13 protein-coding genes are annotated in these 24,871 nt (G+C 60.6%); 7 read left to right on the forward strand and 6 right to left on the reverse strand.

What is annotated here, in order from left to right:
• Positions 1-68: 68 nt before the first annotated feature.
• Positions 69-10,892, reverse strand: a complete 10,824-nt coding sequence (locus tag PMI01S_RS17185) for a peroxidase family protein (RefSeq protein WP_084321173.1) — start codon at positions 10,890-10,892, stop codon at positions 69-71.
• 669 nt (positions 10,893-11,561) lie between these two features.
• On the opposite strand from PMI01S_RS17185, the gene PMI01S_RS17195 reads away from it, so the two are divergent.
• Genes PMI01S_RS17195 through PMI01S_RS17205 form a run of 3 tightly spaced genes read left to right on the forward strand, consistent with a single transcriptional unit; the run spans position 11,562 to position 15,975 of the window.
• Positions 11,562-13,298 (forward strand): type I secretion system permease/ATPase, encoded by a 1,737-nt coding sequence (locus tag PMI01S_RS17195; RefSeq protein ID WP_084321175.1) that lies wholly within the window; start codon positions 11,562-11,564, stop codon positions 13,296-13,298.
• A gap of 6 nt (positions 13,299-13,304) precedes the next feature.
• Positions 13,305-14,645: an HlyD family type I secretion periplasmic adaptor subunit gene (locus PMI01S_RS17200; RefSeq protein WP_084321176.1), complete on the forward strand. Its 1,341-nt coding sequence runs from the start codon at positions 13,305-13,307 to the stop codon at positions 14,643-14,645.
• 1 nt (position 14,646) lies between these two features.
• A complete protein-coding gene (locus PMI01S_RS17205; RefSeq protein WP_084321177.1) occupies positions 14,647-15,975 on the forward strand; it encodes a TolC family outer membrane protein in 1,329 nt (442 codons plus the stop codon).
• A 70-nt stretch (positions 15,976-16,045) separates the two neighbouring features.
• Here the strand turns inward: PMI01S_RS17205 and PMI01S_RS17210 are convergent, their stop codons facing one another.
• On the reverse strand, positions 16,046-16,744 hold the full coding sequence (locus tag PMI01S_RS17210; protein WP_084321178.1) for a hypothetical protein: 699 nt from the start codon (positions 16,742-16,744) through the stop codon (positions 16,046-16,048).
• A gap of 159 nt (positions 16,745-16,903) precedes the next feature.
• On the opposite strand from PMI01S_RS17210, the gene PMI01S_RS17215 reads away from it, so the two are divergent.
• Positions 16,904-18,280, forward strand: coding sequence for a hypothetical protein (locus tag PMI01S_RS17215; RefSeq protein ID WP_235864435.1), 1,377 nt, complete (start codon positions 16,904-16,906; stop codon positions 18,278-18,280).
• Positions 18,281-18,372: 92 nt separating this feature from the next.
• On the opposite strand, the gene PMI01S_RS17220 is transcribed toward PMI01S_RS17215, so the two are convergent.
• The 4 genes from PMI01S_RS17220 to PMI01S_RS17235 form a co-directional block, all read right to left on the reverse strand.
• The gene (locus PMI01S_RS17220) at positions 18,373-19,299 is read right to left on the reverse strand and encodes a Gfo/Idh/MocA family protein (protein WP_084321179.1); all 927 of its coding nucleotides are present in this window, start codon (positions 19,297-19,299) and stop codon (positions 18,373-18,375) included.
• A gap of 69 nt (positions 19,300-19,368) precedes the next feature.
• Entirely contained in the window at positions 19,369-19,989 is a 621-nt protein-coding gene (locus tag PMI01S_RS17225; protein WP_084321180.1) for an eCIS core domain-containing protein, read from the reverse strand.
• A 154-nt stretch (positions 19,990-20,143) separates the two neighbouring features.
• Positions 20,144-21,529, reverse strand: coding sequence for a J domain-containing protein (locus PMI01S_RS17230; RefSeq protein WP_084321181.1), 1,386 nt, complete (start codon positions 21,527-21,529; stop codon positions 20,144-20,146).
• A gap of 6 nt (positions 21,530-21,535) precedes the next feature.
• Positions 21,536-23,227 (reverse strand): Hsp70 family protein, encoded by a 1,692-nt coding sequence (locus PMI01S_RS17235; RefSeq protein WP_084321182.1) that lies wholly within the window; start codon positions 23,225-23,227, stop codon positions 21,536-21,538.
• Between the two features lie 224 nt (positions 23,228-23,451).
• On the opposite strand from PMI01S_RS17235, the gene PMI01S_RS17240 reads away from it, so the two are divergent.
• The 3 genes from PMI01S_RS17240 (at position 23,452) to PMI01S_RS17250 (ending at position 24,856) form a co-directional block, all read left to right on the forward strand.
• Positions 23,452-23,613, forward strand: a complete 162-nt coding sequence (locus tag PMI01S_RS17240) for a DUF2986 domain-containing protein (RefSeq protein WP_084321183.1) — start codon at positions 23,452-23,454, stop codon at positions 23,611-23,613.
• A 166-nt stretch (positions 23,614-23,779) separates the two neighbouring features.
• Positions 23,780-24,199: a hypothetical protein gene (locus tag PMI01S_RS17245; RefSeq protein WP_084321184.1), complete on the forward strand. Its 420-nt coding sequence runs from the start codon at positions 23,780-23,782 to the stop codon at positions 24,197-24,199.
• Positions 24,200-24,520: 321 nt separating this feature from the next.
• Positions 24,521-24,856, forward strand: a complete 336-nt coding sequence (locus PMI01S_RS17250; RefSeq protein ID WP_084321185.1) for a GrlR family regulatory protein — start codon at positions 24,521-24,523, stop codon at positions 24,854-24,856.
• Positions 24,857-24,871 lie beyond the last annotated feature (15 nt).

Here is a 24,871-nt window from a genome sequence, read left to right on the forward strand (position 1 = left end):
AGAAAGGGAGGGCATTGCTGCCCTCCCCTGCGTTTTCCACGCTTTTTGCGACAGTACTGATCAGGACCTCAAGTGGCGAGAATGAAGTCTGTAGCAGTGACGGTTGTTGCATCGGCCACACCGACCAGGCGGATGGAGTCGGCTCCAGCGAAGCTGACCAGGGTATCCGCACCGACATCGGCGATGGTGACGTTGCCGGCAAAGGTCGCAGCCGTGATGTTGAACGCGGAGATATCGAGCCGGTCCTGGCCTCCTCCCGCGATGGCATCGAAGCCGATGATCTGATCGACCCCGAAGCCCGCTGAGAACATGAAGATATCGTTGCCATTGCTGGCAACCATCATGTCGTTGCCGGCACCGCCCGTGACCGTATCGTTGCCGTTACCGCCATCGATAAAGTCATCGCCGATGCCACCCAGCAGGGTGTCGTTAGCGTCACCACCGAGCAGCGTATCGTTGCCGTCGCCGCCCTGGAGCAGATCGCTGCCGGTACCACCATCCAGGCTGTCGTCACCCAGCCCACCGAGCAGCGTGTCGTTGCCTGCCCCGCCATTCAATGTATCCGCCCCGTCACCTCCGTCGAGGCTGTCATCGCCATTACCGCCGTTCAGGGTATCTGTACCAAGGCCACCGAACAGTTGGTCGTTGCCGGCGTCGCCATTCAGTGTGTCGTTGCCGCTGTTGCCGTTGAGGGTGTCGTTGCCGCCACCACCATTGAGGGTGTCATTCCCCACCCCGGCGGTGATGACGTTGTTCAACCCGTTGCCGCTGCCAGCGAAGTTGCCGACGCCGGTGTAGGTCAGGTTCTCGACATTACCGCCCAGCGTGTAACTGGCCAACGAAGTCTGCACGGTGTCCGTACCGCCACCCCCCACCTCGACCACCACGTCTGTGGCTGCATCGACGATGTAGGTATCGTTGCCCGCGCCCCCCACCATCCGGTCAGCACCCGCACCGCCATCGAGGAGGTCGTTACCCACCCCGCCGGTGATGGTGTTGGCCAGTGCGTTGCCGGTACCGGTGAAGTTGCTGGCGCCGGTATAGGTCAGGTTCTCGACGTTGGCACCGAGCTGGTAGTTCGTGAAGCCGGTCTGCACCAGATCGGTACCCCCCCCCAGCGCCTCGTTGACGAGGTCGCCGACGTTGTCGACCACGAACGTGTCGTTGCCGGCACCGCCGTTCATGACATCGGCGCCGAGCCCACCATTGAGGGTGTCGTTGCCGTCCTCGCCATTGAGGACGTCGTCGTCGTCTCCGCCGTTGAGGATGTCGTTGCCTGTGCCGCCAAACAACTGGTCGGCACCGGCCAGGCCATTCAGCGTATCGCTCCCGCCCAGGCCAAGCAGCACATCGTTACCGGCGCCACCGGTGAGGGTGTTCGCCTGTGCATTGCCCTGCAGCACCACGCCACTCAGTACCGCAACCGCCGCGGTTGCTGCGGAAGTCAACGACTCCAGCGCACCGAAGCCGTCGGTGTAGCGCACGATCACCCGTATTTGCAGGTTGCCCTGCGCCACACCCGGGGTGAAGGTCGAGGCCGTCGCGCCATTGATGTCGGTAAAGGATGTGCCAACACCTTGCTGCCATTGGTAGCTGAAGGTACCCAGCCCGTCCGCATCGGCAATCCCCGCCGTCAGCGCCGTCAGCACCTGCCCTTGATCCGGTGTGGTATCGCTGATCAGCAACGCGCCTGTCGGTGCATCGTTGACGTTGTCCACCGGCCCCAGGATGTTGGACGAGACGCTTTCGGCCACACCGAAGTTATCCACGTAACCGATCATCACGCGCACTTCCTGGCCGACCTGAGCCTGACCAAGCGCGAACGTGCTTGCGGTAGCGCCGTCGATGTTGACGAAGCCAAGCCCGTCGTTCGCCTGCCACTGGTAGGTGAACTGCGGATTGCTCAGACCATCGGCGTCGACGATGGTCGACGTGTCGGCGGTCAACAGCTGGTTCTGCACGGCAAGCCCGGTAACGGTCGCCCCTTCGGTCGGTTCACTGTTGCCGGACGAGTCGACGATCTCCAGCGTGCCCTGGCCATCCTGGTACACCGCACGGACACGGATGTTCAGACCTGCCTCATCCGGCCCCACCAGGAAGGTGCTGCCAGTCGCCCGCATTGCCTCGCCAGCGGCGATAAAGGTGATGTCTTCATAGACCCCCGTTCCAGGAATGGTTTCGACCTGCCAGTAGTAAGCCACCCCACCGGTCACTGCACCGGTCGGATTGGTCGCGCTCTGGCTATCCACGTCGCGTACCGCCGAACCGCTGACGCGCAGCAACTGGCCGGCGACAGGCGTATCTTCACGCACGCCGGTAGCCGCATCGAGGATGGCCAGATGACCCGATGGGTCGTTGTTTTGCGCAGTGCCCACTCCGGACGATACCGCCACGTCAGCGAACTGCAGACGCTCGATGCCCGTCAGGCGATCGACGCCATCACGCCCTGCCACCGAGTCGGTCACAATGACCGTGTCACCATCGATCTCGATGCCGTATTCCCCAAGGTTTCCGGAGTACAGCGCCGTGTCGAAGCTGTCATTGCCGGTCAGAATCTCCCGCACAATGACCAACTGGCCCGGGTTGTAAGTACCGTTCAACATGAACGGCACCAGCGGCTCCATGCTGTCGAACGTGGCGATTTCCGCGCCAGTGCCATCAGCGTTCGCCCGTACGCTGATGCGTACGTTCAGCCACTTGTCGCCGTCGATGATGTCGTCACCGCCGCGACCTTCGATCAGGTCGCTGCCGCTACCGCCGAGGATGATGTTGCCGCCATCGAAGAACGTCGCACCGTCAGGCAGCAGATCCGCCAGGCCGTTGATCAGATCGATGTTGGTCAGCACACTGCCGGTTGCACCCGCAGTAGGCAGCGACGTGGCGTCTTCGTTATCACCGCGCAGGAAGTCACCGTGGGACGAACCCGACAGACCTTCCATGATGTCGAAGCGCACCAGCGCCGAAGCTCCCGAACCCGGCATCGTAGGAACATCGAAAAAGCGGTCCGTGTAATCGATGGTCACGCCCTGGGCAAGCCCCTTGAACGTTGCCCAGTCAAAGCCTGAGCCACCGATATAGCGGTCACCCAAACCGAGACTGCCGACCATGATGTCGTCGCCGCCCTCGCCATTGAACTTGTCGTTCTCGTTACCGCCGATGAACACATCGTGGCCGATCACTGGGTCGTTGCCCGCCGGGTCGAAGTTGTCGCCAGGTGCACCGTCCGACGTGCCCTTCTCGATCCAGTCGTCGCCTTCGTTACCCATGTCCTGTTCGTTGGCTTTGCTGCCCAGGATAAAGTCGTTGCCCTGGCCGCCAATGGCTTCGGACGCATCCTCACCGGTCACGATGAAGTCACTGCCGAACCCACCGATGATCAGGTTGACGCCGTTACCACCGTGCAGCACGTCGTTGCCGTCGCCACCCTGGATGTTATCGTCGCCGCCCTTGTCGGTGATGATGTCATCGCCGGCGCCACCGCGCAGTTGGTCGTTGCCGTCACCGCCTTCGATGCGATCGTTGCCTCCGTCGCCCCAGACCGTGTCATCACCCTCACTCGAAATGAGGATGTCTGCGGCATTGGTACCGCCCAACACGATGTGCTCTGCACCCGAATACCGGATGTAGTTCGTGTCCGGCCCTGCGGTCAGCGGGTTGTCGCGGAACACCACCTGCTCGCCGTTCTCGCCAAGCGGATCGGCGTTGCCCAGGCCATCGTTGTACTGCTTGCTCTGGTCCCTTTCCAGATAGAACCCAGGGTCCGAGAACACCAGGCCCGGCAAGTGCGTGGCCGAGGTGTTGGCCATGATCAGCTTGGCGAACGAGTTGCTTTCAAGCTCGGCATTCATCGACAGGCCAGCGGTACGTTCCAGGTAGTAGAAGCGGTCGCCGTCCTGCAGTTTTTCCAGCTGGTTCTCGAACACGAAGTTGAAGGTCGAGCCGAGCATGCCGCCGAACGGCGTTTTCGCTTCGGCCAGGCCACCAATCCAGAGATCGATGGCATCGACCCCCGTGATCGTCACACCCTTCAGGTCGTCGGCAGTTCCCAGCACGCCATCCTTGCCGGCCCGCGTTACGTTGGCCCAGGTACCGGTGCCGTTGAGGAACTCCAGGCGGTCAGCCGGCGCACCCGTTCCACCGAAGACCAGCGCCATGGCCGCAGCGCGCTTGTCTTCCAGCGTGGTCGCCGCCGTGATCGACTCATGGGTGCCATAGGCCGCGATGAAGTTGATCAACGACTCCGGATGTTTGAGGTGCTGCACCAGGTCGACCCAGCTGGTGTATGGCTTGAGTTGGGTATCACCGGTTTGGCTGTAGATGTCGCGGCGGATCGCGTTGAGTGAGGGAATCCCCACGTCGCGGCCACGGGCGATGTTGATCGCCGGCAGGTCGAGCGGCAGGCCGAGCAGGTTGTTGCGCAGCGCCTCGGTGACGAACTCGTCGATTTCGTTACCGGCTTGCCGAGTGATCCCCCGCACGATCGCACTGGTTGCGTCTTCTGGCGTCACGCCACTGGCGGCGTACGCCAGCGGGTTGAGGAACGCCGCGATCAGGCCGAGCTGCTGATCAGGATCAGCACTGTTCGGATCGCCGACCACGTTGAAATCGACGTCGAAACGATCGACAGTCTCGGTCAGCATCGAGTGGCCAAACCGGTACACGGTGTGGGCGAACTCGGCGACGATCGAGGCATCGAGGTCCACGTCATAGACCTGGGTCGGTGCGAAGAACAGGTCGATGTTAGGCTGGATGGTCCGGGCAAACTCCTCGAACACCAAGTGCTGATACTGCATCTCGGTGCCGAACTTGGCCGCCTGGAACAGGCGCTCACCATTCCACACCAGGGCATCGATTTCCGCCTGGTTGGCTGGCAACGCGCTCACTGGGTTGAGCAGCCATTCGTTGAGGAACGCCACGTCACCCGAATCGAGCACGGTGTCCTTGGTTTGTGCGACCAGCCGATTGTGCTCGGAGTGGAAGATCGCATGCACCGCGGTCAGGCCAATGTTCTCGTTGACCCGGCCATCGCCAGCGATGTAGTGCGCATCCAGCAGCTCGTTGTCGTAGGCCAGGTTGGCCCCGGTCTGCGGATTGAACGGCACGTCGTTGCCAATGTCGGAATCCGCGTCAGGCGCGAGCACGCCACCACTGAACACCGGCGCTGCATTGTGGGCAATGTCGGCGAGGAACTGGTGACCGGTGCGCACAGCATTGGTGAGGTCAACGGGAGCAAGCGGATTGCCCTCGACAAGAACGTCATCCGCCGTGCCGCCAAGCCCGTCAGCCCCCTTCATCACAACCATCGGGAAGCCGTTTGGCCCCTTGATGAAATTGCCATAGGCGTCAGTCGCCAACAGCGGCGCGTTATCGACGTCGGCATCGGTCAGGTGGATACCCAGAATGTCGTTGGCTTGCGCCTTGACCACTTTCCAGGTCGCCATACCGCCGATTTCGCTATCGTCTGCGGTACCAAACTTGCCGTCCGCCCCCAGGTCACGGTTGGTGATCAGCCTGCCCGTCGCGATGGGGCCGTCGTCGGTCAGCAGATAACTGCGCAGGAACACCTGATGCGATGGGTGCGAGCTGTAGGTCTGGTTCTGGTCCACGAACGGCGAGGTGGTGTTGGTGTGTTCATGGATATCGTCGGCCGTGCCGAGAACGCCATCCGCCCCTGGCAGGTTGGTGGCGCGGGTGAGCACCATGAAGTTGGTGTTGCCGCCTGGCACATACAGCGGATCATCCGGTTGCAGCGGGATGAAGATGGTGCCCGAACCGCCTTTGGTCACCAGGTCCAGACCGTGATCGAAGAACTGCCCGAAGAAGGTCATCCAGGCGTTGAACGGCGCAGACAACCCGGCATCCGGCGCGGTGTTCTCGAACATGTACACGTCGTGATCGTCGCCAGTACCGAACTGACCATCCAGGCCCGGGCTGGCGACGATGCGTACGCCATCCTTGAGCACGTCGTCGTTACCCGGCGTGCCGAAGTTGAGCACGCCGTCCGCGCCCACGTCGTAAGCCGTGGCATAAGCCGCCGGATTGTTCGACGTCTGGTCGACAATCAGATTACTGATGGTGCGCGGCTGCGAGTCAAACACATTGCCGCTGGTCTGCTGATACGACGAACCCGGAATGGCCGGCGAACCGGGGCCAAAGAACCCCGCAGGCGCACCTTCCGCCGGGTTGAAGACCGGATCGGACACACGCGGGAAGACGTTATCGGCGGCACCAAACTCGGTGTTATTGATGCCGTTGAGGTTCATCAGGTTGTTGTTTGAGCCGTCGACCGCGCGCAGGCCCAACGGCGCGCGGATATTCGGGATCAGCGAGAGAATGTCCTGACCGGCTGCGTCAGCCTCGGCAATCTTGATCTGATCAAGAATGAAGTTGAGGTCGGAGCGAACCATGTGCAGGCCCGCGCCACCCGCGGTGGCATCGACTACCGGTGCCTGCGCGGTCGGCACGACCGGCTCGCCGGGAACCACCACGCTGGTCGGTTGCGAGAACACCACTTCCGTCGTGCCATGACCATCCTGGTAGATGGCCTTGACCCGCAGCGACAAGCCGGCAAGATCCGGGGACACTTTGAACGAAGTGCCGTCGGCACTCTGGAACGCCAGATCCCCCGCAGGCAACAGGATGATGTCTTCGAACACGCCACTGCCGGGGTTCGCTTCGAACTGCCAGTAGTAGGACACCGAGGTGTTGACGAGCCCTTGCAGGTTACCCGCCGCGACGTTGTCGGCATCGCGCACACCGGCCATGCTCACGGTCAGCGTGTCGCCCACTGTAATGTCACCGCCGTTGCCATCCGTGACAGTCGGCCTGCCCGTTGGTTGCGCATTCTGCCCCGGCACCAGCACCCGCTGAGTGTCGGCGAATTGCAGGCGTTCGATATGCAACAGGGTATCGGTGCCGTCGCGTCCCGCTACGGTGTCGGTCACGGTCCAGACATCGTCCGCCAGGTTGGCCGTGCCACGGGTGTCCTGGGTCACCGTGTACTCGGACTGAAGCCCGGAGAAAATTGCGGTGTCGAAAGCCGCCCCGCCCGTCGAGGTGCCAGGCAGAATTTCCCGCACCGCCTTGAGCTGACCCGGGTTATAGGTGCGGTCCAGCATGAACGGAATCATGTCGACCATGCTGTCGAAGCTGGCGATTTCGGGACCGGTATGATTGACGTCGTCCGGGGCATAAACGGCAATTCTGACGTTGATCCATTTGTCGCCATCGATCAGGTCATCGCCCCCGCGGCCCTCGATCAAGTCACTGCCATTGCCACCAAGGATGATGTTGCCTGTGGCAAAACCGGTGGTCGGCAAGCCGGCGTCGGCCAGGAACTGCTCCAGTCCGCGGATCAACGCCACATTGGTCAGCGCACCGCCCGTGGCACCACCATGGTTGAGGATGGTGACCGCATCCACATCATCGCCTTTGAGCACATCGCCGAATTTGGAACCGGACAAGCCTTCGACCTCGGCAAAACGGTCGAGGATCGAGGCCGGCGAAGCGCCGACCGGGTTGAACACCCCGGTGTTCTGGTTCGGCGCGTTGCCATGTGGCTGCGCCAGCGCGGCGAGGGACAGGTCGACGGTCACGCCGACCTGGTCATTTTTGTAGGTCACCCAGTCGAACCCGGACATGCCGTCCATCTTGTCCTGGGCATCGCTGCCGACAAAGATGTCATCGCCACCCTCGCCAAGCATTTCGTCGAAGCCACCACCACCGACAAAGATGTCGTTGCCGATCGTATCGTCGTTGAGCAACGGCGAGAAGTTATCGCCAGGCGCACCGTCCTGCGTACCCTTCTCGATCCAGTCATCACCTTCGTTGCCGGTAGGTGGCAGGTTGGTCTTGGCGCCGAGGATGAAGTCGTCACCCTGACCGCCGAAGGTGAGGCTGATGTCTTCAGTGGTGATAATGAAGTCCTGGCCGTCGCCCCCCAGGATCAGGTTGCCTGCGACCAGCATGCTGCCGGCCACGATCACATCGTTACCGTCATTGCCTTCCAGGCGGTTGTCGCCGAACGAGTCGGTGATGATGTCATCGCCCGCGCCGCCCAGCACCGCATCGTTCCCGGAGCCGCCTTCGAGGACATCGTTGCCGCCGTCGCCGTAAAGGGTGTCATCGCCTTCACTGGAGATAATGATGTCATTGCCGGCCGTGCCGCCGAGGACGACATGATCTTCACCGGTGTAATGCAGAAAATTGTTGTCCGCACCCACGGTGTCGGGGTTGTCGCGAATCACCAGCGGCACGATTTCCACGCCGTTGATCATCAGCCCACCCGTCGGATCGGCGCGGCCGCCGACGCCAAGGCCCGTGTACTGATTGGCCTGATTCACTTCGAGGGTGAACGCCGGCGTCAGGAACACAGTGTTCGACAGGTGCGTCACGTCGGTGTTGAGCATGATCAGCTTGGCAAAGGAGTTGTTCTCAAGCTCCGTGCCGAAGTTCAGGCCCGCCGTACGCGACAGGTAGTAGAACCGGTCGCCGTTCTGCAACGCCTCCATCTGCGTTTCAAACACGAAGTTGAACGTCGACCCGAGCATACCGCCGAACGGCATCTTCTCTTCGGCGAGGCCGCCGACCCAGAAGTCGATGTCGTCGACGCCGCTGATGGTTACACCCGTCAGGTCGTCTGCGGTGCCCAGCACTCCATCCCTGCCGGCCGTCGTGACGTTGGCCCAGTCACCGCTGCTATTGAGGAAATCCAGGCGGTCAGCCGGCGCATCGGCACCACCGAATACCAGCGCAAGAGCAGCATCGCGTTTGCCTGCCAGCGTGGTCGCCGACGTAATCGTGTCATGCGTGCCATAAGCCGCGATGAAGTTGACCAACGACTCGGGGTGTTTGAGGCTGTCCGCCAGGTCTGCCCAACTGATGTAGGGCTTGAGTTGGCTGTCACCGGTTGTCTGGTAGAACTCACGCCGCGCCTCATTCAACGTGGGGATGCCTGTGTCGCGACCACGCGCCAGATTCAGTGCCGGCAAATCGAGCGGCAGACCGAGCAGGTTGTTGCGCAACGCTTCGGTGACGAACTCGTCGATCTCGTTGCCGAGCTGACGGGTCACCCCGCGAATGATCGCCCCTGCCGCTTCGTCCGCGGTAGCCCCGCTGCCGGCGAACGCCAGCGGATTGAGGAAGGCCGCGATCAGACCGAGCTGCGTGTCAGGGTTGTTCGGGTCAGTGAGCAGCGGATTGAACTCGGGGTCGAAGCGATCGACAGTCTCGGTCAACATCGAGTGACCGAAGCGATACACCACGTGGGCGAACTCGGCGAGGATGGCCGGGTTGATCGAAGTGTCATAGCCGTTGGGGGCAAGGAACTCGTCGACCTGCGGTTGAACGGTCCGCGCGAACTCCTCGAACACCAGGTGCTGGTACTGCATCTCGGTGCCGAACTTGGCGGCCTGGAACAGCCGTTCGCCGTCCCACACCAATGCTGCGATTTCGGCGGGAGTAGTCGGTATCGCCGCGACATCGTCGGCCAGCCACTCATTGAGGAACGCCAGATCGCCGGAGGCCAGGATGGTTTCCTTGGATTGCTGGACCAGGCGGTTGTGCTCGGAATGGAACACATGGTGCACAGCGGTCAGGCCGATGTTTTCGTTCGCCCGGCCATCGCCGGCAATGTAGTGAGCGTCGAGCAGTTCGTTGTCGTAGGTCAGGTTGTTGCCGCCCGGTCCCGCTGGCTGAGCATTGCCGATATCGGCGTCAGCATCCGCTTGAAGAACCCCGCCGACGACGACCGGCGCGGCATTGTGGGCGATGTCGTCGAGGAAGCCATGACCGGTGCTCACAGCGTTGGCCAGACTGATCGGAGCATCCCGGTTGCCTTCGACCAGTTGCGTGACGTCATCAGCTGTACCGGCGATACCGTCAGCGCCGTTACTGATGCGTATCACCACCTGCGGCATACCGCTCGGGCCCCGGATGAAGTTGCCATACGCGTCGGTCGCCAGCAGCGGCACGTTGTGCACATCGGCGTCGGTCAGGTCGATGCCGAGAATGTCGCGGGCCTGGGCCTTGACCACTGCCCAGGTCGCCATGCCGCCATTTTCCGCGCCACCATCATCGGCAGTGCCGAACTTGCCGTCGGCGCCCAGATCGCGGTTGGTAATCAAGCGCCCGGTGGCAACAGGGTCACCTGCTGCGTTGATGACGTATTCGCGCAGGAACACCTGATGCGAGGGGTGCGAGCTGTAAGTCTGGCTCTGGTCCACGAACGGAGAGGTGGTGTTGGGCTGACCATCATCCGTAGTGCCGAGAATTCCGTCCGCACCGGCTGTACGTACTGCCCGTGGCAGCACCATGAAGTTGGTCGGGCTGCCCGGCACGAACAACGGATCGTCCGGCTGCAACGGAATAAACACGAAGTCGGTAATGCTCTTGCTGACCAGGTCGAGGCCATGATCGAAGAACTGGCCAAAGAACGTCATCCACGAGTTGAAGCCGGCGGTCAGACCGGCGTCCGCCGACTGGTTGGGAATGAAGAACACTTGCGTGTCGTCGTCCGTGCCGAAGACACCGTCGGGGCCTGGGCTGATGACCGGGTCTGCACCGCCGTTCGCCGCAACCGCGGCCGGGTTGTTGGCGGTCTGATCAACGATCAGGTTACTGATAATCCTCGGCTGCGGGTCCACCACCGTCCCTGTCCCGGTGTATGACGCCAGGAACGAGGTATCCAGCAGGCGCGGGAACGCATTGTCCGCAGCGCCAAATTCACTTTGCCCGGCGACCAGGTTGTTGTAGCTGCCATCGACGGTACGCAAGCCGAATGGCACCTGACTGTTGGGTAGCAAATCACTGAGGCTGGCGCCGTCGGCATGTGCTTCTGCGATGAAAATTTGCTTGAGGATGAACTCCAGGTCGGACTTGTTGAAATTGGCCATTTTGCTTGCCCTCGATCTCTTTGGGGAAGGACACGGGCGATAGGAGTCCGCCCACGCCCAGTCAGGTGCTGGCTTGCGCAGTGTGTTGGTTCTTTTTTTTTGGCGAGCGCTGACACGGGAAGGCAAAGCCGTTAAACGGCCCCCCGGGATGCGCGCCTGGAATTCGCTAAAGAATGGCTCGCTGTGCGATCAGGCAGAGCGACCCAGAGACCTGGGCGGGCCATGGAAACATGCAGTCAAGGCGAACTTCCTGAACAACCCCTTCCCTCTGCAAAAGAACGAAACGATCGACATGTGTGCTCCCTCGAACTCTGCGCCTCGCGTTGCCAAAGAGTTGACAGGCTTCAGGCGGACGGTGCCGTCAATGAGTAAGACTAAAGTCGCACAGCAAATAATTGTCAATTTTACGACGCTCAAACCTGACGACCGGCACTTGACCTTACAACTAGCTGTTTTTAATAGACTTATAGAAAGTTCGATGCACCATTAGAGCGAAATGTTATTTCAGGTTGTTACATCGCCACCTACGCTGCTGGCTATGGGAGCAACGCAGAAATGGCAGGAGATTCTCCCTAGAGCGAACCCCTGCATATCGACGGCTACTTGCGAATCACACGTGTTAGCTGTTGCGCCGCAAGGGCTAACGGCTTTTCGAGAGGGGTCAGCCAAATGTACAAACAATCGAGTACTCGATCCGAATTGGCAGACGCACTCTTTCGCCTTCGTCGCAGTTTTTATTCACTGGCAGCTTTCAGTGGTGTCATCAACGTCATGATGTTGACGCCAGCCGTTTATATGCTGCAGGTTTATGATCGCGCCCTGGTCAGCCGAAACGTCACAACGTTGACGATGTTGACCTTTCTGGTGATAGGCCTGTTCTTGCTGATGGCCACGCTGGAAATGTTCCGCACCCGCGTGCTGATCCGGGTTGGCAACTGCCTGGACATGGACCTCAACCGACGCATTTTCACCGCGGCATTCGAGCGCAACCTGAGCCGCGCCGGTGGCAATCCGGCCCAGGCCCTGCAGGATCTCGCGCAGGTGCGTCAATTTCTTACCGGTAATGGCCTGTTCGCTTTCTTTGATGCGCCATGGACGCCGATCTACCTGCTGGTCGCCTATCTGATTCACCCGCTGCTCGGACTGGTCACGCTGATCGGCTCACTGATTCTGGTGGGCCTGGCTTATCTCACCGAGAAGGCAACGCAAAAGCCGCTGGCCGAAGCCAATCAGGCCGCCCTCTCCTCCGCCAGCTACGCCAACAACAACCTGCGCAACGCCGAGGTCATCGAGGCCATGGGCATGCTGCCGTCAATCGGCAAGCGCTGGTACCAAAGCCATTTGCGCATTCTGGAAATGCAGACCCTGGCCTCCGACCGCGCCGCCCTGATCAGCAGCACCGGGCGCTTCGTGCGTATCACGTTGCAGTCGCTGATCCTGGGCGCCGGCGCGCTGCTGGCGATCGAAGGCAAGATCACCCCCGGGATGATGATTGCTTGCTCGATCCTCACCGGCCGTGCACTGGCTCCGGTGGAGCAAGTCATCGCGTCGTGGAAGCAACTGCTTGGCTGCCGTTCGGCCTGGGGCCGGCTGAACGAAATGCTGAACGACTATCCGCGCCGGCCACCGAGCATGTCGCTGCAGCGGCCGCTGGGCATGCTGGCGGTAGAGAACGTGTATGCCGGCGCCCCCGGCACCAACAACACAATTCTGCGCGGGGTGAGCTTCAACCTTTCCCCCGGCGAAAGCCTTGGCATTATCGGCCCGTCCGCCTCGGGCAAATCCACCCTCGCCCGCCTGATGGTCGGTGTCTGGCCGGCACAGGCCGGCAAGGTGCGCCTGGACAGTGCGGACATCTTCACCTGGAACAAGGGCGAACTTGGCCCCTGGCTCGGTTACCTGCCACAGGACGTGGAACTGTTCGAGGGCACCATCGCCGACAACATTGCACGCTTTGGTGAAGTGGACAGCGACGCAGTCATCCGCGCCGCCAGAACGACTGGCGTGCACGAGATGATCCTGCGTTTCCCGCAGGGTTATGAGACCCGTCTGGGCACCGATGGCAGCCCGCTTTCCGGTGGCCAGAAGCAACGCATCGCCCTGGCCCGCGCATTGTATGGAGACCCCAATCTGATTGTGCTGGATGAGCCGAATGCCAACCTCGACGACGTCGGTGAGAAGGCCTTGGTCGATGCGCTAGCCCAACTCAAAAACCGCGGCGCCACGGTCATCCTGATTTCCCACCGTCCCAATGTGCTCTGCGCCGTTGACAAGGTGTTGATGTTGCGAGACGGCGGCGTGCAGATGCTCGGCAGTCGCGACGAAGTATTCGCAGCGCTGCGCAAGGCCAGTGTGATGCCTGCAGGCGCATCAACCCCGCTGGCCTCCGTCAAAGCACGGGAGTGACCGATCATGCAAATGAGCCAACACACCGACATGATTCTCACCGACTCCAGGCACACGGTAGATCTGGACGTCGCCAAACCCGTGCGCAAAGCCATGTGGCTGGTGCTCGCCGGCTTCGGCGGCTTCCTCCTGTGGTCATGGCTGGCGCCGCTGGATGCCGGCGTGGTGGCGACAGGCACGGTAAAAGTCACCAGCAATCGCAAAGCCGTGCAGCATCTGAGCGGCGGCACCGTGGAGGCCATTCTTGTTCGCGAAGGCGACTCAGTGAAAAAAGGTCAGGAGGTGGTCCGCCTCGACTCGCTGCGCGCCCTTGCCGAACAGGGTGCGGTCAGCGCCCAGTACATCGTCAGCAAGACAGTGGAAAACCGCCTGGAAGCGGAACGTGACGACCGTGATGTGGTGAACTTCGACCCCGAATTGCTCAAGCGCTTCGGCAATGATCCGCGCCTGGTGGCCGCCATGGATCTGCAACAACGCTTGCTGGACACTCGGCGCGCCGGCCTCGCTGGCGAGATCAGCATCCTGCAGGAAAACCTCGCAGCGTCGGCGGTACAGCTCAAGGGCCTGCAGCAGGTCTATGGGGCCCGCGCCTCCCAGATCAACTTCCTCAACCAGGAACTCAAAGGCACCCGCTTGCTGGCGGCCGAAGGCTATGTGCCGCGCAACCGCCTGCTTGAGCTGGAACGCAGCAACGCCGACCTCGCCGCCGGCCAGGCCGAGAACCTCAACAACATCGCTCGCGTGCGTAGCCAGACCACCGAAATCAAGCTGCGCATCCTGCAGCGCCAGCACGATTACCTGAAGGAAGTCGAATCGCAGCTCACCGACACCGCCAAGGAAAACACCACCCTGGCCGACCGCTTGCGTGCGCTGGACTATGAAGTGACCCACACGGTCATTCGCTCGCCGATCGATGGCATGGTCCAGTCCCTGAGCATTGCCACTGTCGGCGGGATCATCCAGCCCGGCTTCAAGATCATGGAAATCGTTCCGGACAACGAGCCGCTGCAGGTCGACGCGATGATTCCCGTGCAGGCCATCGACAAGATGGTCCCCGGACTCGATGTAGACATTGCCTTCCCGGCCTTCAACCATGCCCAGACGCCCAACATCCCCGGCCGCGTGAAGACCGTCTCCGCCGACCGCCTGATGGACGAGGAAAGCAAGCAACCGTTCTATCTGGCCCAGGTGGAAGTCACGCCCGATGGCATGAGCCTGCTTGGCAGCAATCACATTCGCCCCGGTATGCCCGCCAGCGTCACCATCAAGACTGGCGAGCGCAACTTGATGAGTTACCTGCTCAAACCTATGCTCGAGCGTGTTGACAGCTCCTTCAAGGAACAATGAAATGGACCGTCATTGCCTGTGTTTCTGCCTGCTGGCGTTATCCCTCCCGACCAGCGCCATGGACCTCAAACAAGCGTGGGATCTGTTGCAATACCAAGGCCCCGTCTACCGCGCCGCCGTGCATGAAAAAGAGGCCGGCCTGGAAAACCGCGCCATCGGCCAGGCCGGTCTGCTACCGCAGATCAGTGCTTCGGCCTACGACAACAAGGTCAATGGCACCCAGCGCCAGAGCGGCATCGAAAGGGATCTCGACTACGACTCCAAGGGCGCCAACGTGCGCTTGCGCCAGCCACTGTTCAACAAACAGAAAATGGCCGAGTACCGCCAGGGTAAACAGCGTGCCGACTACAGCGTCGCGGTGTTCGATGCCAAGAGTCAGGACGCGGCGGTGCGCCTCGCCGAAAGCTATTTCGACGTGCTGCTGGCCAGTGAAACCATCGTCCTCGCCAAGGCCAAGTTGAGTGCTTTCGATGAGCAACTCGCCTCGGCGAAACGGCGCATGGAGCTGGGGGCCGGCACCGTCACCGACATCGACGAGTCAATCGCTCGCCGCGACCTCGCCGAAGCTGAACTGATCGAAGCGCAGGACAACCTGATCAATGCGCGGCGCAAGCTTGAGGAATACATCGGAGAAACCCCCGAATCGCTGACCACCTTGCGTCCGAGCTTCGATATGCCACCGCTGCTACCGAGCAACCTGCAGGACTGGTTGGTCAAGGCTCAGAGCGATAGCCCGCTGATCCATGCGCGCCGTCATAGCAGCGACCTGGCTGAGGAAGAAGTGAAGCGCGCCAAAGCGGGTCACTGGCCGACTCTGGATTTCGTTGCCGGCTACACCGCAGGCGATAGCCAATCAATCTCCGAGCTGAATCAACGCAACCGCTATGCCTCAATCGGGCTGGAGGTCAATTTCCCGCTGTACAACGGTGGCGGCACCAGCGCGCTGACACGCCAGGCCAGTGCCAATAGTTCCAAGGCCCTGGACGAACTCGACGCCACACGACAGGAAGTCATCTCCGGAACCACCCGCGAGTATGCCGGCGTACAGAGCGGCGCCAAACGCATTCGCGCACTGGAGCGAGCCGTAGAGTCCAACGAACGCTCACTGATGTCGACACGCAAGGGCTTCAAGGAAGGAGGCACCAGCACCAACTCGGACGTGCTCAATGCCGAAGAGCTGCTCTTCGTTGCGCGCCACGACCTGTTCGAGGCGAAGCTGCGGTACTTGATGTCTCGCCTGCGCCTCGCCTCTTCGGTGGGCAGTCTGGGCGATGACGACATCGACCACATCAACAACTACCTCGGCCCGGAACTGTTGGTCACCAACTGAGGTTCACCTACACGCCCCCGCAGGGGCTTGCGGTGTTTTTACGGCGTGTTTGAGCACGCTTATCCCATGCTCACTCGTTCAAATCCTTGACCAGGTAGCTGTCGGCAATTTGCGCAATACCCGTCAACGCAGTCCGTAGCAGCTCCGGTTCGGTGCGATAGCGCAACGGCTCGTAGCCATAGGTGTTGGCACCGTTGAAGGCGGTGATGGGCTCGTTGCGTTGCCAGATCAGTTCATCGCCGCGCTTCATGACACCGCTCACTGCAATCGTCGGGTACACCACGCTGCTGAAGCCTTGAGTCAGGGCGAAACCCCAACTGAGGACGGTCAACTGAATGTCCGCATCGGCCTGTTCGTTTTCACTCACGATCTTGAAACGGCCAGTAGCGGCCAGTTGTTCCTCGAAGCTCTTTTTGACCAACCTGGCCAGATCGATATCAGCCGTCTCCATGTTGTAGAGAATCGCATCGACCGTCGACATTGAAGCCAGGTCGCCGGCCTTCAGGCCTGCGGCAAATCCGGCCCCACCCAGCGCGGCCTTGCCCAGGCTCGATGCGCCCGCCGCCATACCGACACCGGCGCCAACACCGGCGCCCAATGCCGCGCCCCATGCTTGTTCACGGCCCATGTAACTCATTTCCCGGGGTTTCCACGAAACCGGGAGAACCTTCACGGTGTGTATCTGCGCACGGTACTCGGGCTTGAACTTCTGGTTGGCACATCCGGCTAGGAAAAGAACGGCAAACAACAGGACAGCAATCTTTTTCATGAACGATTCACGACACCAAGGGAATGTACAGACGTTGTCGTCCCTGCCGGGGGAATCTGAAGAGCGAAAACAGACGCGGCCACTCGCAGCCCTAAAGGTTTGGACCGTCGAGCCGATTCAGATGGCCTGGATACCGGGCGCACCAAGGAGCTGTTTGCTGTGAGTATTGTATTTCGACTGACGGGCGCTATTTTCACTGTGACCCTGGCAGGCTGTGCCCTGCAAGGCAACGGGATGGCCGATTACTATAAGCGCCTGGCTACCGAGCGCCAGGTACAAAATCAAGCCATGGCGACCCGGTTACAAACACAGTCGCTGCCGCTTGATAGCACTTTCAAACTCGGCCGAACCGCCGTGGTGATGGTTGACGTGCCCGCTGCCGGGATCGAGCCAGCGAACCAGGTCCGACTTTTCGCTGGCTGCGATGCGTCGACAGTGGCCATGGATTATCGAAGTGGAAAGGACAGGAGCAGTCCTTACGTCCTGCCAGCAGACCCGGCGCGAAAGATCGCCGAGCAAATGTGCCAGGCGGTCCCGGACAGTAGCTGGAAGCAACTTCCCGGCGACAGCGAAGACCTGTTGTTACTGGACCCGGGCACACTGCGCATAGAAAAGTCCCGGCGCTCGATATGGGCAGGCATCGACTTTGGCCGCACCCGCCTGGATGAAAGCGAAGGGAAACCGTACGGCCGTCAGTTCGAACTCGTTGAAATCGACTGTGCTACGCGCCTGACCAGCACTCGCTTGGCTTATCGTTTAGGCGACGCGACTTTGCTACCGCCGCCCGCTCAGCCGCTCGACAGTGCATTGAACACTGAGCAACGGGCCCGGTTGAGTGGCATCGCGTGCGCCGAACCCGCCAACCTGGCGCAACTCGCCACGCCAGTCACCCGGAAAAAGTTGCCGCCGAACATGCTGACACCCGAACTACCGGCAACACTGCTGGCACACGTCAGTGCATTACCTCAGGGACAACCGACTCACACGCTCAGTCATTTGCAATTCAGCTACAGCGCCTCCTCCCCACTGGTGCCGCGCGCCGTGGTCAACGACCGCCCAATGGACGTGTATCTGCAACCGGGCCCGGCCCGTGGTCTGTGGCGCGAGCAGGCGACGGGCGCCTTGGGCAGCGAACGTGTGAGCCTGCGCTGGCGTGGGCTGATCGAACTTGGCGCAACGAGCCACACGGGACCAGCCGGCAAAAACGATCAGCGAAGCGTCCTCACGAACATCGACCTGGTGGGCGATTGGCAAAACCTCAAACCCGGGAGCTCGATCGCCTACAGCAAAAGCTTTATCGAAAGCAGTGGCAAACCTTTCGTGCAAAAAATCGAGTGTTCGGTAGGTGAGTCCTTTCCGGCTTCACAGACAGTTGCTTCACTGCAAGGGAACGCACGCGCTGTGACTTGCGCCACCAACAACGCACTGAAGATGAGCAATGCGTACTTGTATCTGGAGGCCTATGACCTGTTTGTGGAAACCGCCGATACGTCCACGCTCTTGATCCAGTCCAATACGCTTACAGCGGCAGAATAACGCGCAATCGCGCGCGTTATTTTCGCGATCCGACGGTGTCAACTTTCCACCGTCGCTCGTGACGCTTGTCTCTGCCTTTACCCGAGCCGTCGCTAATCGTAGAACGGCTCAACCAGCGTCCGACTGCCGACAAAAAAGCTATCTGCAACCAATCGCAGCGGCTGGAGATCCAGGTCACTGGCCTTGTCGCCGATCAGCTGCTGAAAATGTCGATACACCGCCGCGTACTCGCCCTCCTCCGATACGGCCTGGCGCACGCCGTCGATACTCAGCAGTGCGCCGCCGTTGTCCAGCCGCAGGATGCCTTCGGCGCAGCGAACCTCGATGCTCCAGAGTTCGTCATGACCGTGGTCGAAATCGAATTCTGCGCGGACATCGAGGTGGCGCGCGTCAGACATTTTGATGGACGCGGCGATAGGTGACTGGCAGTTGCCGGGGACGCGCAGTTCGGCAGACTCGACAAACAGCGGCAGCGCCAGCAGATGAGTTGCAATCGACAAAGCATTGATGCCGGGATCGAAGACGCCAAGGCCTCCGGGTTGCCAGATCCATGCCTGGCCGGGGTGCCACTTGCGCACGTCCTCCTTCCAGTCGATCTGTACGCTTTGCAGGGTGCGGGAGGCCAGCCAGTCACGGGCGGCTTCGATACCTGGCGCGTAGCGTGAATGCCAGGCGAACAGGCCGCTGACGCCTTGCTCGCCGACCTGATTCACTAACGCCATCGCTTCGCCCAACGTGGCGCACGGCGGCTTTTCGACCAGCACGTGTTTACCTGCGGCCAGCGCTTGTTGCACCAGCGCGAATCGTCCTTGCGGCGGCGTGCAAAACGCAATCGCATCCACAGGCGGGCCGTTTTCGAGCAGTTCACCCAGGGACTGAAAGTTCTCTACCCCTGCACAGGGCTGCCCTTGCGTGGCGACAGCGACCAACTGGAAGGCGGGGTTGGCGTAGATAGCGGGGACGTGTTGATCCTGGGCAATCTTGCCGTAGCCCACCAGACCGAGACGGATCGGTTGCATCAATGACTCCTGGTTTTGTTCTTGTCGTGAGAAGCGAATCAACAAGACTACGTTTGTCTGCCGGGGAAGTCATTGAGGATGTGCCGGGGATTCGTGTTCAGTCCCTTCGCGCACAAACCGTCTGACCTCAGCCTGTATGGCATACGCCGGCGCCTCCACGGTATTGAAATCCTGTGTATAGCGCTGGGCAAATCCTTCTACCCCCCATTCCTGAAACTGTTGCACATGCTTGAGTTCGTGAGCCCAGAGCGCAACGTTCTGTTCTGCGGTTTGAGCATCCCGAAAAAGGATGATGTCGATCAGCGTCACGGCGCCGACATCGGGGTTTTGCAGCATGGCAGTGGCGGCGCTGAACTGGCCGTTGTCGCTGACTTTGTAGTGCGCGGCATCGAGGACGCCGGGGTCGTACCAGCGCAGCAGTTGCTCGCGGATGTGCGGTGGAATGGGTTGAAGGCCGGCGCTGGCTGCTTCGGCCCGGGCTTGAGTCAGCCACAGCGCCAGGGCAGGTGCCGCGATCTGATAGATGCCATCGGGCACGGGGCCGAGCACCTGTCCGAGGTCTGGCAGGCAGATGCAGCTGTCCAGGCACACTTGTTTCTCGCCAGCCGGGCAGGCGCTGTTCTGGGCCGGCACTTCAAGCGTCAGGCAAAGAACCAACAGCGCCACCAGGCGCGTGGTGATGGGCGGCATTCGAACCTCCAGGAACGGAAGCGGCGCGAACAGTGGATCACAATTGATCGACGACACCCATCGCTTTTAGCGTATCCCTGTCGGCCGCTTCGCGACGACCGCTGTGGTTCGGACGAATGGCAGGCAACCGCAAAACCAAACCGTTTGCGAGCCCCTAAACAACAGTTTTGATATGCATATGTATCCACACTGCCATCGCCGCCACGGCCATCAAAACCAGAATGCCTTCGCGCTTGAGCATGTGCCAGGGCAACCGCCCGACCTTCAGCTTGATTGCTCGCAATGCCCGGGCGCCTATCGAGGCCTTACCGCCACTCAGCGCTGAATTCGTGAAGTAAATCGTGCCGAGGAACACCACCACCGGGCTGACCCAGCGCAGCCACGGCACATTAGCGGAGCATGCGCACGCTACGGCTGCGGGCACTGCACTGGGGAGTATGTGGCGCAGCACCAAGAGCCCGGCGCCTTGCCGGTACCAACGGCGCGGGAGTAACCATCGGCTAAGCAGCACATCAAGATGCCCCGCCGCCACCGCCACCATGGCCCAAACCTGGTAGACCTTCGCGCCGAACCACATCAATACGGGCATCATCAGCGGCAATACCACCACGGCGCCCAGCCCATTCCTTTTCATCGGCACAGCCAGCAACGAAGAAACAACCAAAGTAGACAGCGTCAGCCACAGGAAAAGGTAGACCCCTCGATAACTTTCGGCCGGCAACCAGTCCCGCCAGTTGTCGAGTGGTTGCAGCCCAAGACGTTGGGGCACCTCGGGGTATTGGTATTCGATGGATTGAGCGAGCTGTGTAAAGCGTTGCCAGTCGAGGCCGGTAAAGTAGTCGGCCATGCCACGACGGCGGCGGTCACTCATTGGTTTGAGCAGCAAGGCCGTTGCCTGCCCATGGATTTTATCGGCGTCGAACCTGGCCAGATCGCCGCGTACGGTCTCCTCCATGGCTTGCACCTCGCACCGCCGGATCAGCCTGTCCCAACGCCAATGCTCGCAAGGAAGAGTGTCCTGGGTTTCGTCCCACCCCATGGCCTTGCACACGCCCTCGAAGAAGGCTGGCGTCCATTGCGGTGCGGATTCGAGCCAATCCAGTACGCGCTGCTCGAACTGCTGGCGGCGCTCGAAGGGCATTAGCCAGTCGCTGGCCATCCAGACGCGCAGCGCGTCCACGACCTGACGATCCTTACCCTCGGCCAACCACTGCTGCATCTGCTCCAGGGATGGTTCCGGAGGGCTGATGGCGGTCGGGATATCCACGTGTTCCAGGGGCATGACCAGCGAGGAGACTTCCGCTGGCTGGGGATATTCCGGGGTTGGCGCGCTGACGGCTATCGGGGCATCAACGGTGTCCTCATCCGCCTGCGCGCGCCAGCGAGCTTCGGCCAGCGAGGCTTCATAGGCTTCACGCAGGCGCTGGAACTCATCGGGGTTTTCGTCCGGGCGGTGGGTTTTGAGCAGCCGCGCATAAGCGCGCTTGATGCTGCGTTCATCCGCGTCCGGGGTAAGGCTGAGCAATTGCCAGTGGTTCATGGTGGCTTAACCCTCGCGCTCGAAATGAGCAAGGCGCTGCGTAATGTCGCTGCGGGCTTCGCGTATCTGGCGTTCGTCCTGAGTGTCGAGCATTTGCTGGAAGTGGTTCGCCAGCCCGGCAATATACTGCCGGCCATCGCCGAGGCTTTCCTGATACAAGCGGTCCAGTCGAGCCAGCAACAGGGTATTGATCTGCTGATCGCGGGGGTGCACTTTCAGTGCTTCGAGGGCGGCCAGCCGCTGGGCGATTTCTTCTGGCGCCAGTACACCCGGGTTGTTCTCGATGACCAGCCGGCGGGTTTCGCCATTGATCGGCAGGTGCACCTGGGCTTCGAGCAATCCGTTGTTGTCGTAGGTAAAGCGCACATCCAGGGTGACTTCGCCGGCCTTGCGTGGCGGCACGGAGATTTCCAGTTCACCCAGGAAAATATTGTGACTCACCAAGCGGTTTTCACCCTGATAAATCCCCAGGTGAACCACCTTCTGGTTGTCACTGAGGGTCGACACCGTACGGCAACGGCTCACCGGCACCACGGTGTTGCGTTCGATGATCGGCAAGTAGTGGCCGCTTTGGAAACCGGCACCTACCTGCACCGACGTCTCGATTCCCAAGGTGTAAGGACACACATCGGTGAGCACCACTTCTTCAAGCGAGGCGTGGCGCGCCAGTAGCGCCGCCTGAATGGCTGCCCCCTGCGCGACCACTTCGTCCGGGTTGAGCTGCATCGCCGGGATTCGCCCGAACAGGGCTGCGACCAGCTTGCGCACCAGCGGCATGCGCGTTGTGCCGCCCACCAGCAATATTTCGTTCAGGTCCGCGACCTTGATCCGGGCGTCACGGAGCGCGCGTTCGATCGGAGCGCGCAAGCGGTCCAGCAAGGGACGGAAGATGTCCGCAAGGTCGGCCTGGGTCAGTTCAATGCTCCACTCACCCGTTTGCTCGCGAAGGGTAAAGCGTGCGATTTGCGCCTGTCCCAGGGCATGGCGAACCCGCTGCGCTTCACGCCGCAACCGCTGTGCGATGGCCGGGAGGGTCGTGTCTGGCAGGTCAGCGGCGCCAATTTTAGCGATGAAGTGCTCCACGAGCAGGTCATCGAAATCTTCGCCGCCAAGGAAGTTGTCCCCCGCGCTGGCGCGAACTTCCATGACGCCTTCGAACAGCTCCATTACGGACACGTCAAAGGTGCCACCGCCGAGGTCGAACACCAGAAAGGTCGCCTCGTTTCGCTGTTGAAGGCCATAGGCCAAGGCTGCGGCGGTGGGTTCGTTGATCAGCTTTTCAACCTTCAACCCAGCCAGTTCGCCAGCGATACGCGTAGCCTTGCGCTGGGCATCGCTGAAATACGCCGGCACGCTGATTACCGCTTCGTGAACGGGCTCGCCCAAGGCACGCTCGGCGTCGGCCTTGAGACTGCGCAGCAGCATCGCCGAGAGTTCTTCCGCGCGGTAGGCGCGCCCACCGAGCAGCGTTTCACGGGCGCTGCCCATGTAGCGTTTGAACAGCGACGTCGTGAGATGCGGGTGGGTGTGCAACCGCTCGCGGGCGATATCCCCGACGACCAGTTGACCCTGGTCGTCGAGGCCAACGACGCTAGGCGTGAGAAGGCTGCCCAAGGCATTGGGGAGTATCCGGGCATGTTCACCCTCCCAGGCAGCCACGAGGCTGTTGGTGGTGCCCAGGTCGATACCAATGATCACAGTCACTTTTCCTTAAATGACGCGGCCGGGCAGCAGAGCGCATGGGTCGCAAGGTCAGTCATTACAGTCGTACCGGCGGTACGCAAGTCTATGGCTGGGGATATCGGCAGCACTGGCGGTAGCTTTAACAGGCTCGAAGACGCAGTGAAGCCCTGCCTCACGCCCCTGGGCTTCGTGCGCAAACCTCTGTCATCATTGAAGAACTGACAAGCCGGGTAAAAAACATGAATCGTCAAAAAAAAATAAAGCAGTTACTAAAGGCGCACGCCAAAAAGGCCAGCGCCAAATTGGCACCGCAAAACAAGTCTAAATACATCAGTAAGGCTGACCGGTTGAAACTGGCTGCTGAATCCAGCCAAGAGTCAGAGATCTCCCCTGAGAGCTGATCTGCAGAGCTTGAACCGCCGACGCTATGGCAATGCTTTGCCGCTCCCGGCTAGCGTGTGCCACCGACTCACCTCAGCGACCCGCCAACGCCCCTGAAGGACAAGGCACTCAGCGAATGGCCCGGCTTTTGCTCTGCTACTCAATGACCAACCAGGGAGTGTCAAAATGATCGGAAGCAACTTACCTCCGCTGCCTTACGTAGAGGGGCTCAGAAGGTCTTTGGAGAGTGGCAAGGTGACCGCCGGCAGGATCGAGGTCGCCAATGCGACACCGGAGCTCCAGGCAAAGCTCGATGCTGGTTTTCGCAAGTCACAACGCGATCTGGAACAGCTGATAGCCCGCTATAAAACTGATCCGGGCCGGGCGACGCTCGACACGACAAGCAACCCTGTCGAACGGCCCGATGTGCAGTCCCTCAGCAAAAGCGACGCTTCGCCTGTGCCGCAAGACCTCCTGCCTCTGATCGAGACCGGACGCCTTGAAGAGCAGGCCATCAACCCTACCCATGGCGACTTGTCGATCACCAGCACTGCGGTTTATCAGGAGTGGCTACTGACGCGTGTGGGTGTTGATGTAGCTGTGTAGGCCGTCAGTGTGAGGGGCCGTTGAGTAACCTTGTGAATGCATAATTGGCACTGCACGTAAGTGTTTGCCACACAGCTCGCCCCTCCGAAACCAATGCCTCACCTGATTTAAATCATGCGAAACAAACCTAGCGATTACCCATCGGACATGTATGGATAGGTCGGTGAGAAACGGCCGATCGTGACAGGCAGCAATCGGCCAATAGCAGTCAGTCGGATGCGCCGAGCAGATGAAGTACGATTCACGTTGTTACAAAATGCCTTCCCACTATTTTTCAGGGTACGACTACGCTCAGTGATCCTAGACCGCTGAGGTTTCGTTATGACAAATGGAATTTTTCACGTTGATTTTCGCGCAAGCACTGGAGACTACGGTGATGGGTTGGTGGTTGTAAAAGATGGCACAGTAAATGGAGGTGATCCTCACTACTTATATCAAGGGAAAGTACCTACCGAATCGGGCTCGTTTGAATCTCAATTCATTGTGAGAAAGTGGCGCGATGGCAATACAAATGTGGTTGGGGTTGATAATTACACCCTTGACGCAAAGGGACACGTCAACTACGAAAATGGAACCCTTGAATTGCAAGGTAGCGTGGCCGGTGCCCCTCACCTGACCATCCAACTGAAAGGGAAAAAAATTCAAAGCGCTGTCTAAGTCAGTTGAGTAGAT

It is taken from the genome of Pseudomonas migulae NBRC 103157, from assembly GCF_002091715.1.
Lineage (GTDB): Bacteria > Pseudomonadota > Gammaproteobacteria > Pseudomonadales > Pseudomonadaceae > Aquipseudomonas > Aquipseudomonas migulae_A.

Excerpts from the sequence above, each read along its gene's own strand:
- PMI01S_RS17205 (WP_084321177.1), top strand. The coding sequence starts at position 14,647 with ATGGACCGTCATTGCCTGTGTTTCTGCCTGCTGGCGTTATCCCTCCCG.
- PMI01S_RS17195 (WP_084321175.1), top strand. The coding sequence starts at position 11,562 with ATGTACAAACAATCGAGTACTCGATCCGAATTGGCAGACGCACTCTTT.
- PMI01S_RS17225 (WP_084321180.1), bottom strand. The coding sequence starts at position 19,989 with ATGCCGCCCATCACCACGCGCCTGGTGGCGCTGTTGGTTCTTTGCCTG.
- PMI01S_RS17200 (WP_084321176.1), top strand. The coding sequence starts at position 13,305 with ATGCAAATGAGCCAACACACCGACATGATTCTCACCGACTCCAGGCAC.
- PMI01S_RS17230 (WP_084321181.1), bottom strand. The coding sequence starts at position 21,529 with ATGAACCACTGGCAATTGCTCAGCCTTACCCCGGACGCGGATGAACGC.
- PMI01S_RS17220 (WP_084321179.1), bottom strand. The coding sequence starts at position 19,299 with ATGCAACCGATCCGTCTCGGTCTGGTGGGCTACGGCAAGATTGCCCAG.
- PMI01S_RS17185 (WP_084321173.1), bottom strand. The coding sequence starts at position 10,892 with ATGGCCAATTTCAACAAGTCCGACCTGGAGTTCATCCTCAAGCAAATT.
- PMI01S_RS17240 (WP_084321183.1), top strand. The coding sequence starts at position 23,452 with ATGAATCGTCAAAAAAAAATAAAGCAGTTACTAAAGGCGCACGCCAAA.
- PMI01S_RS17210 (WP_084321178.1), bottom strand. The coding sequence starts at position 16,744 with ATGAAAAAGATTGCTGTCCTGTTGTTTGCCGTTCTTTTCCTAGCCGGA.
- PMI01S_RS17245 (WP_084321184.1), top strand. The coding sequence starts at position 23,780 with ATGATCGGAAGCAACTTACCTCCGCTGCCTTACGTAGAGGGGCTCAGA.
- PMI01S_RS17250 (WP_084321185.1), top strand. The coding sequence starts at position 24,521 with ATGACAAATGGAATTTTTCACGTTGATTTTCGCGCAAGCACTGGAGAC.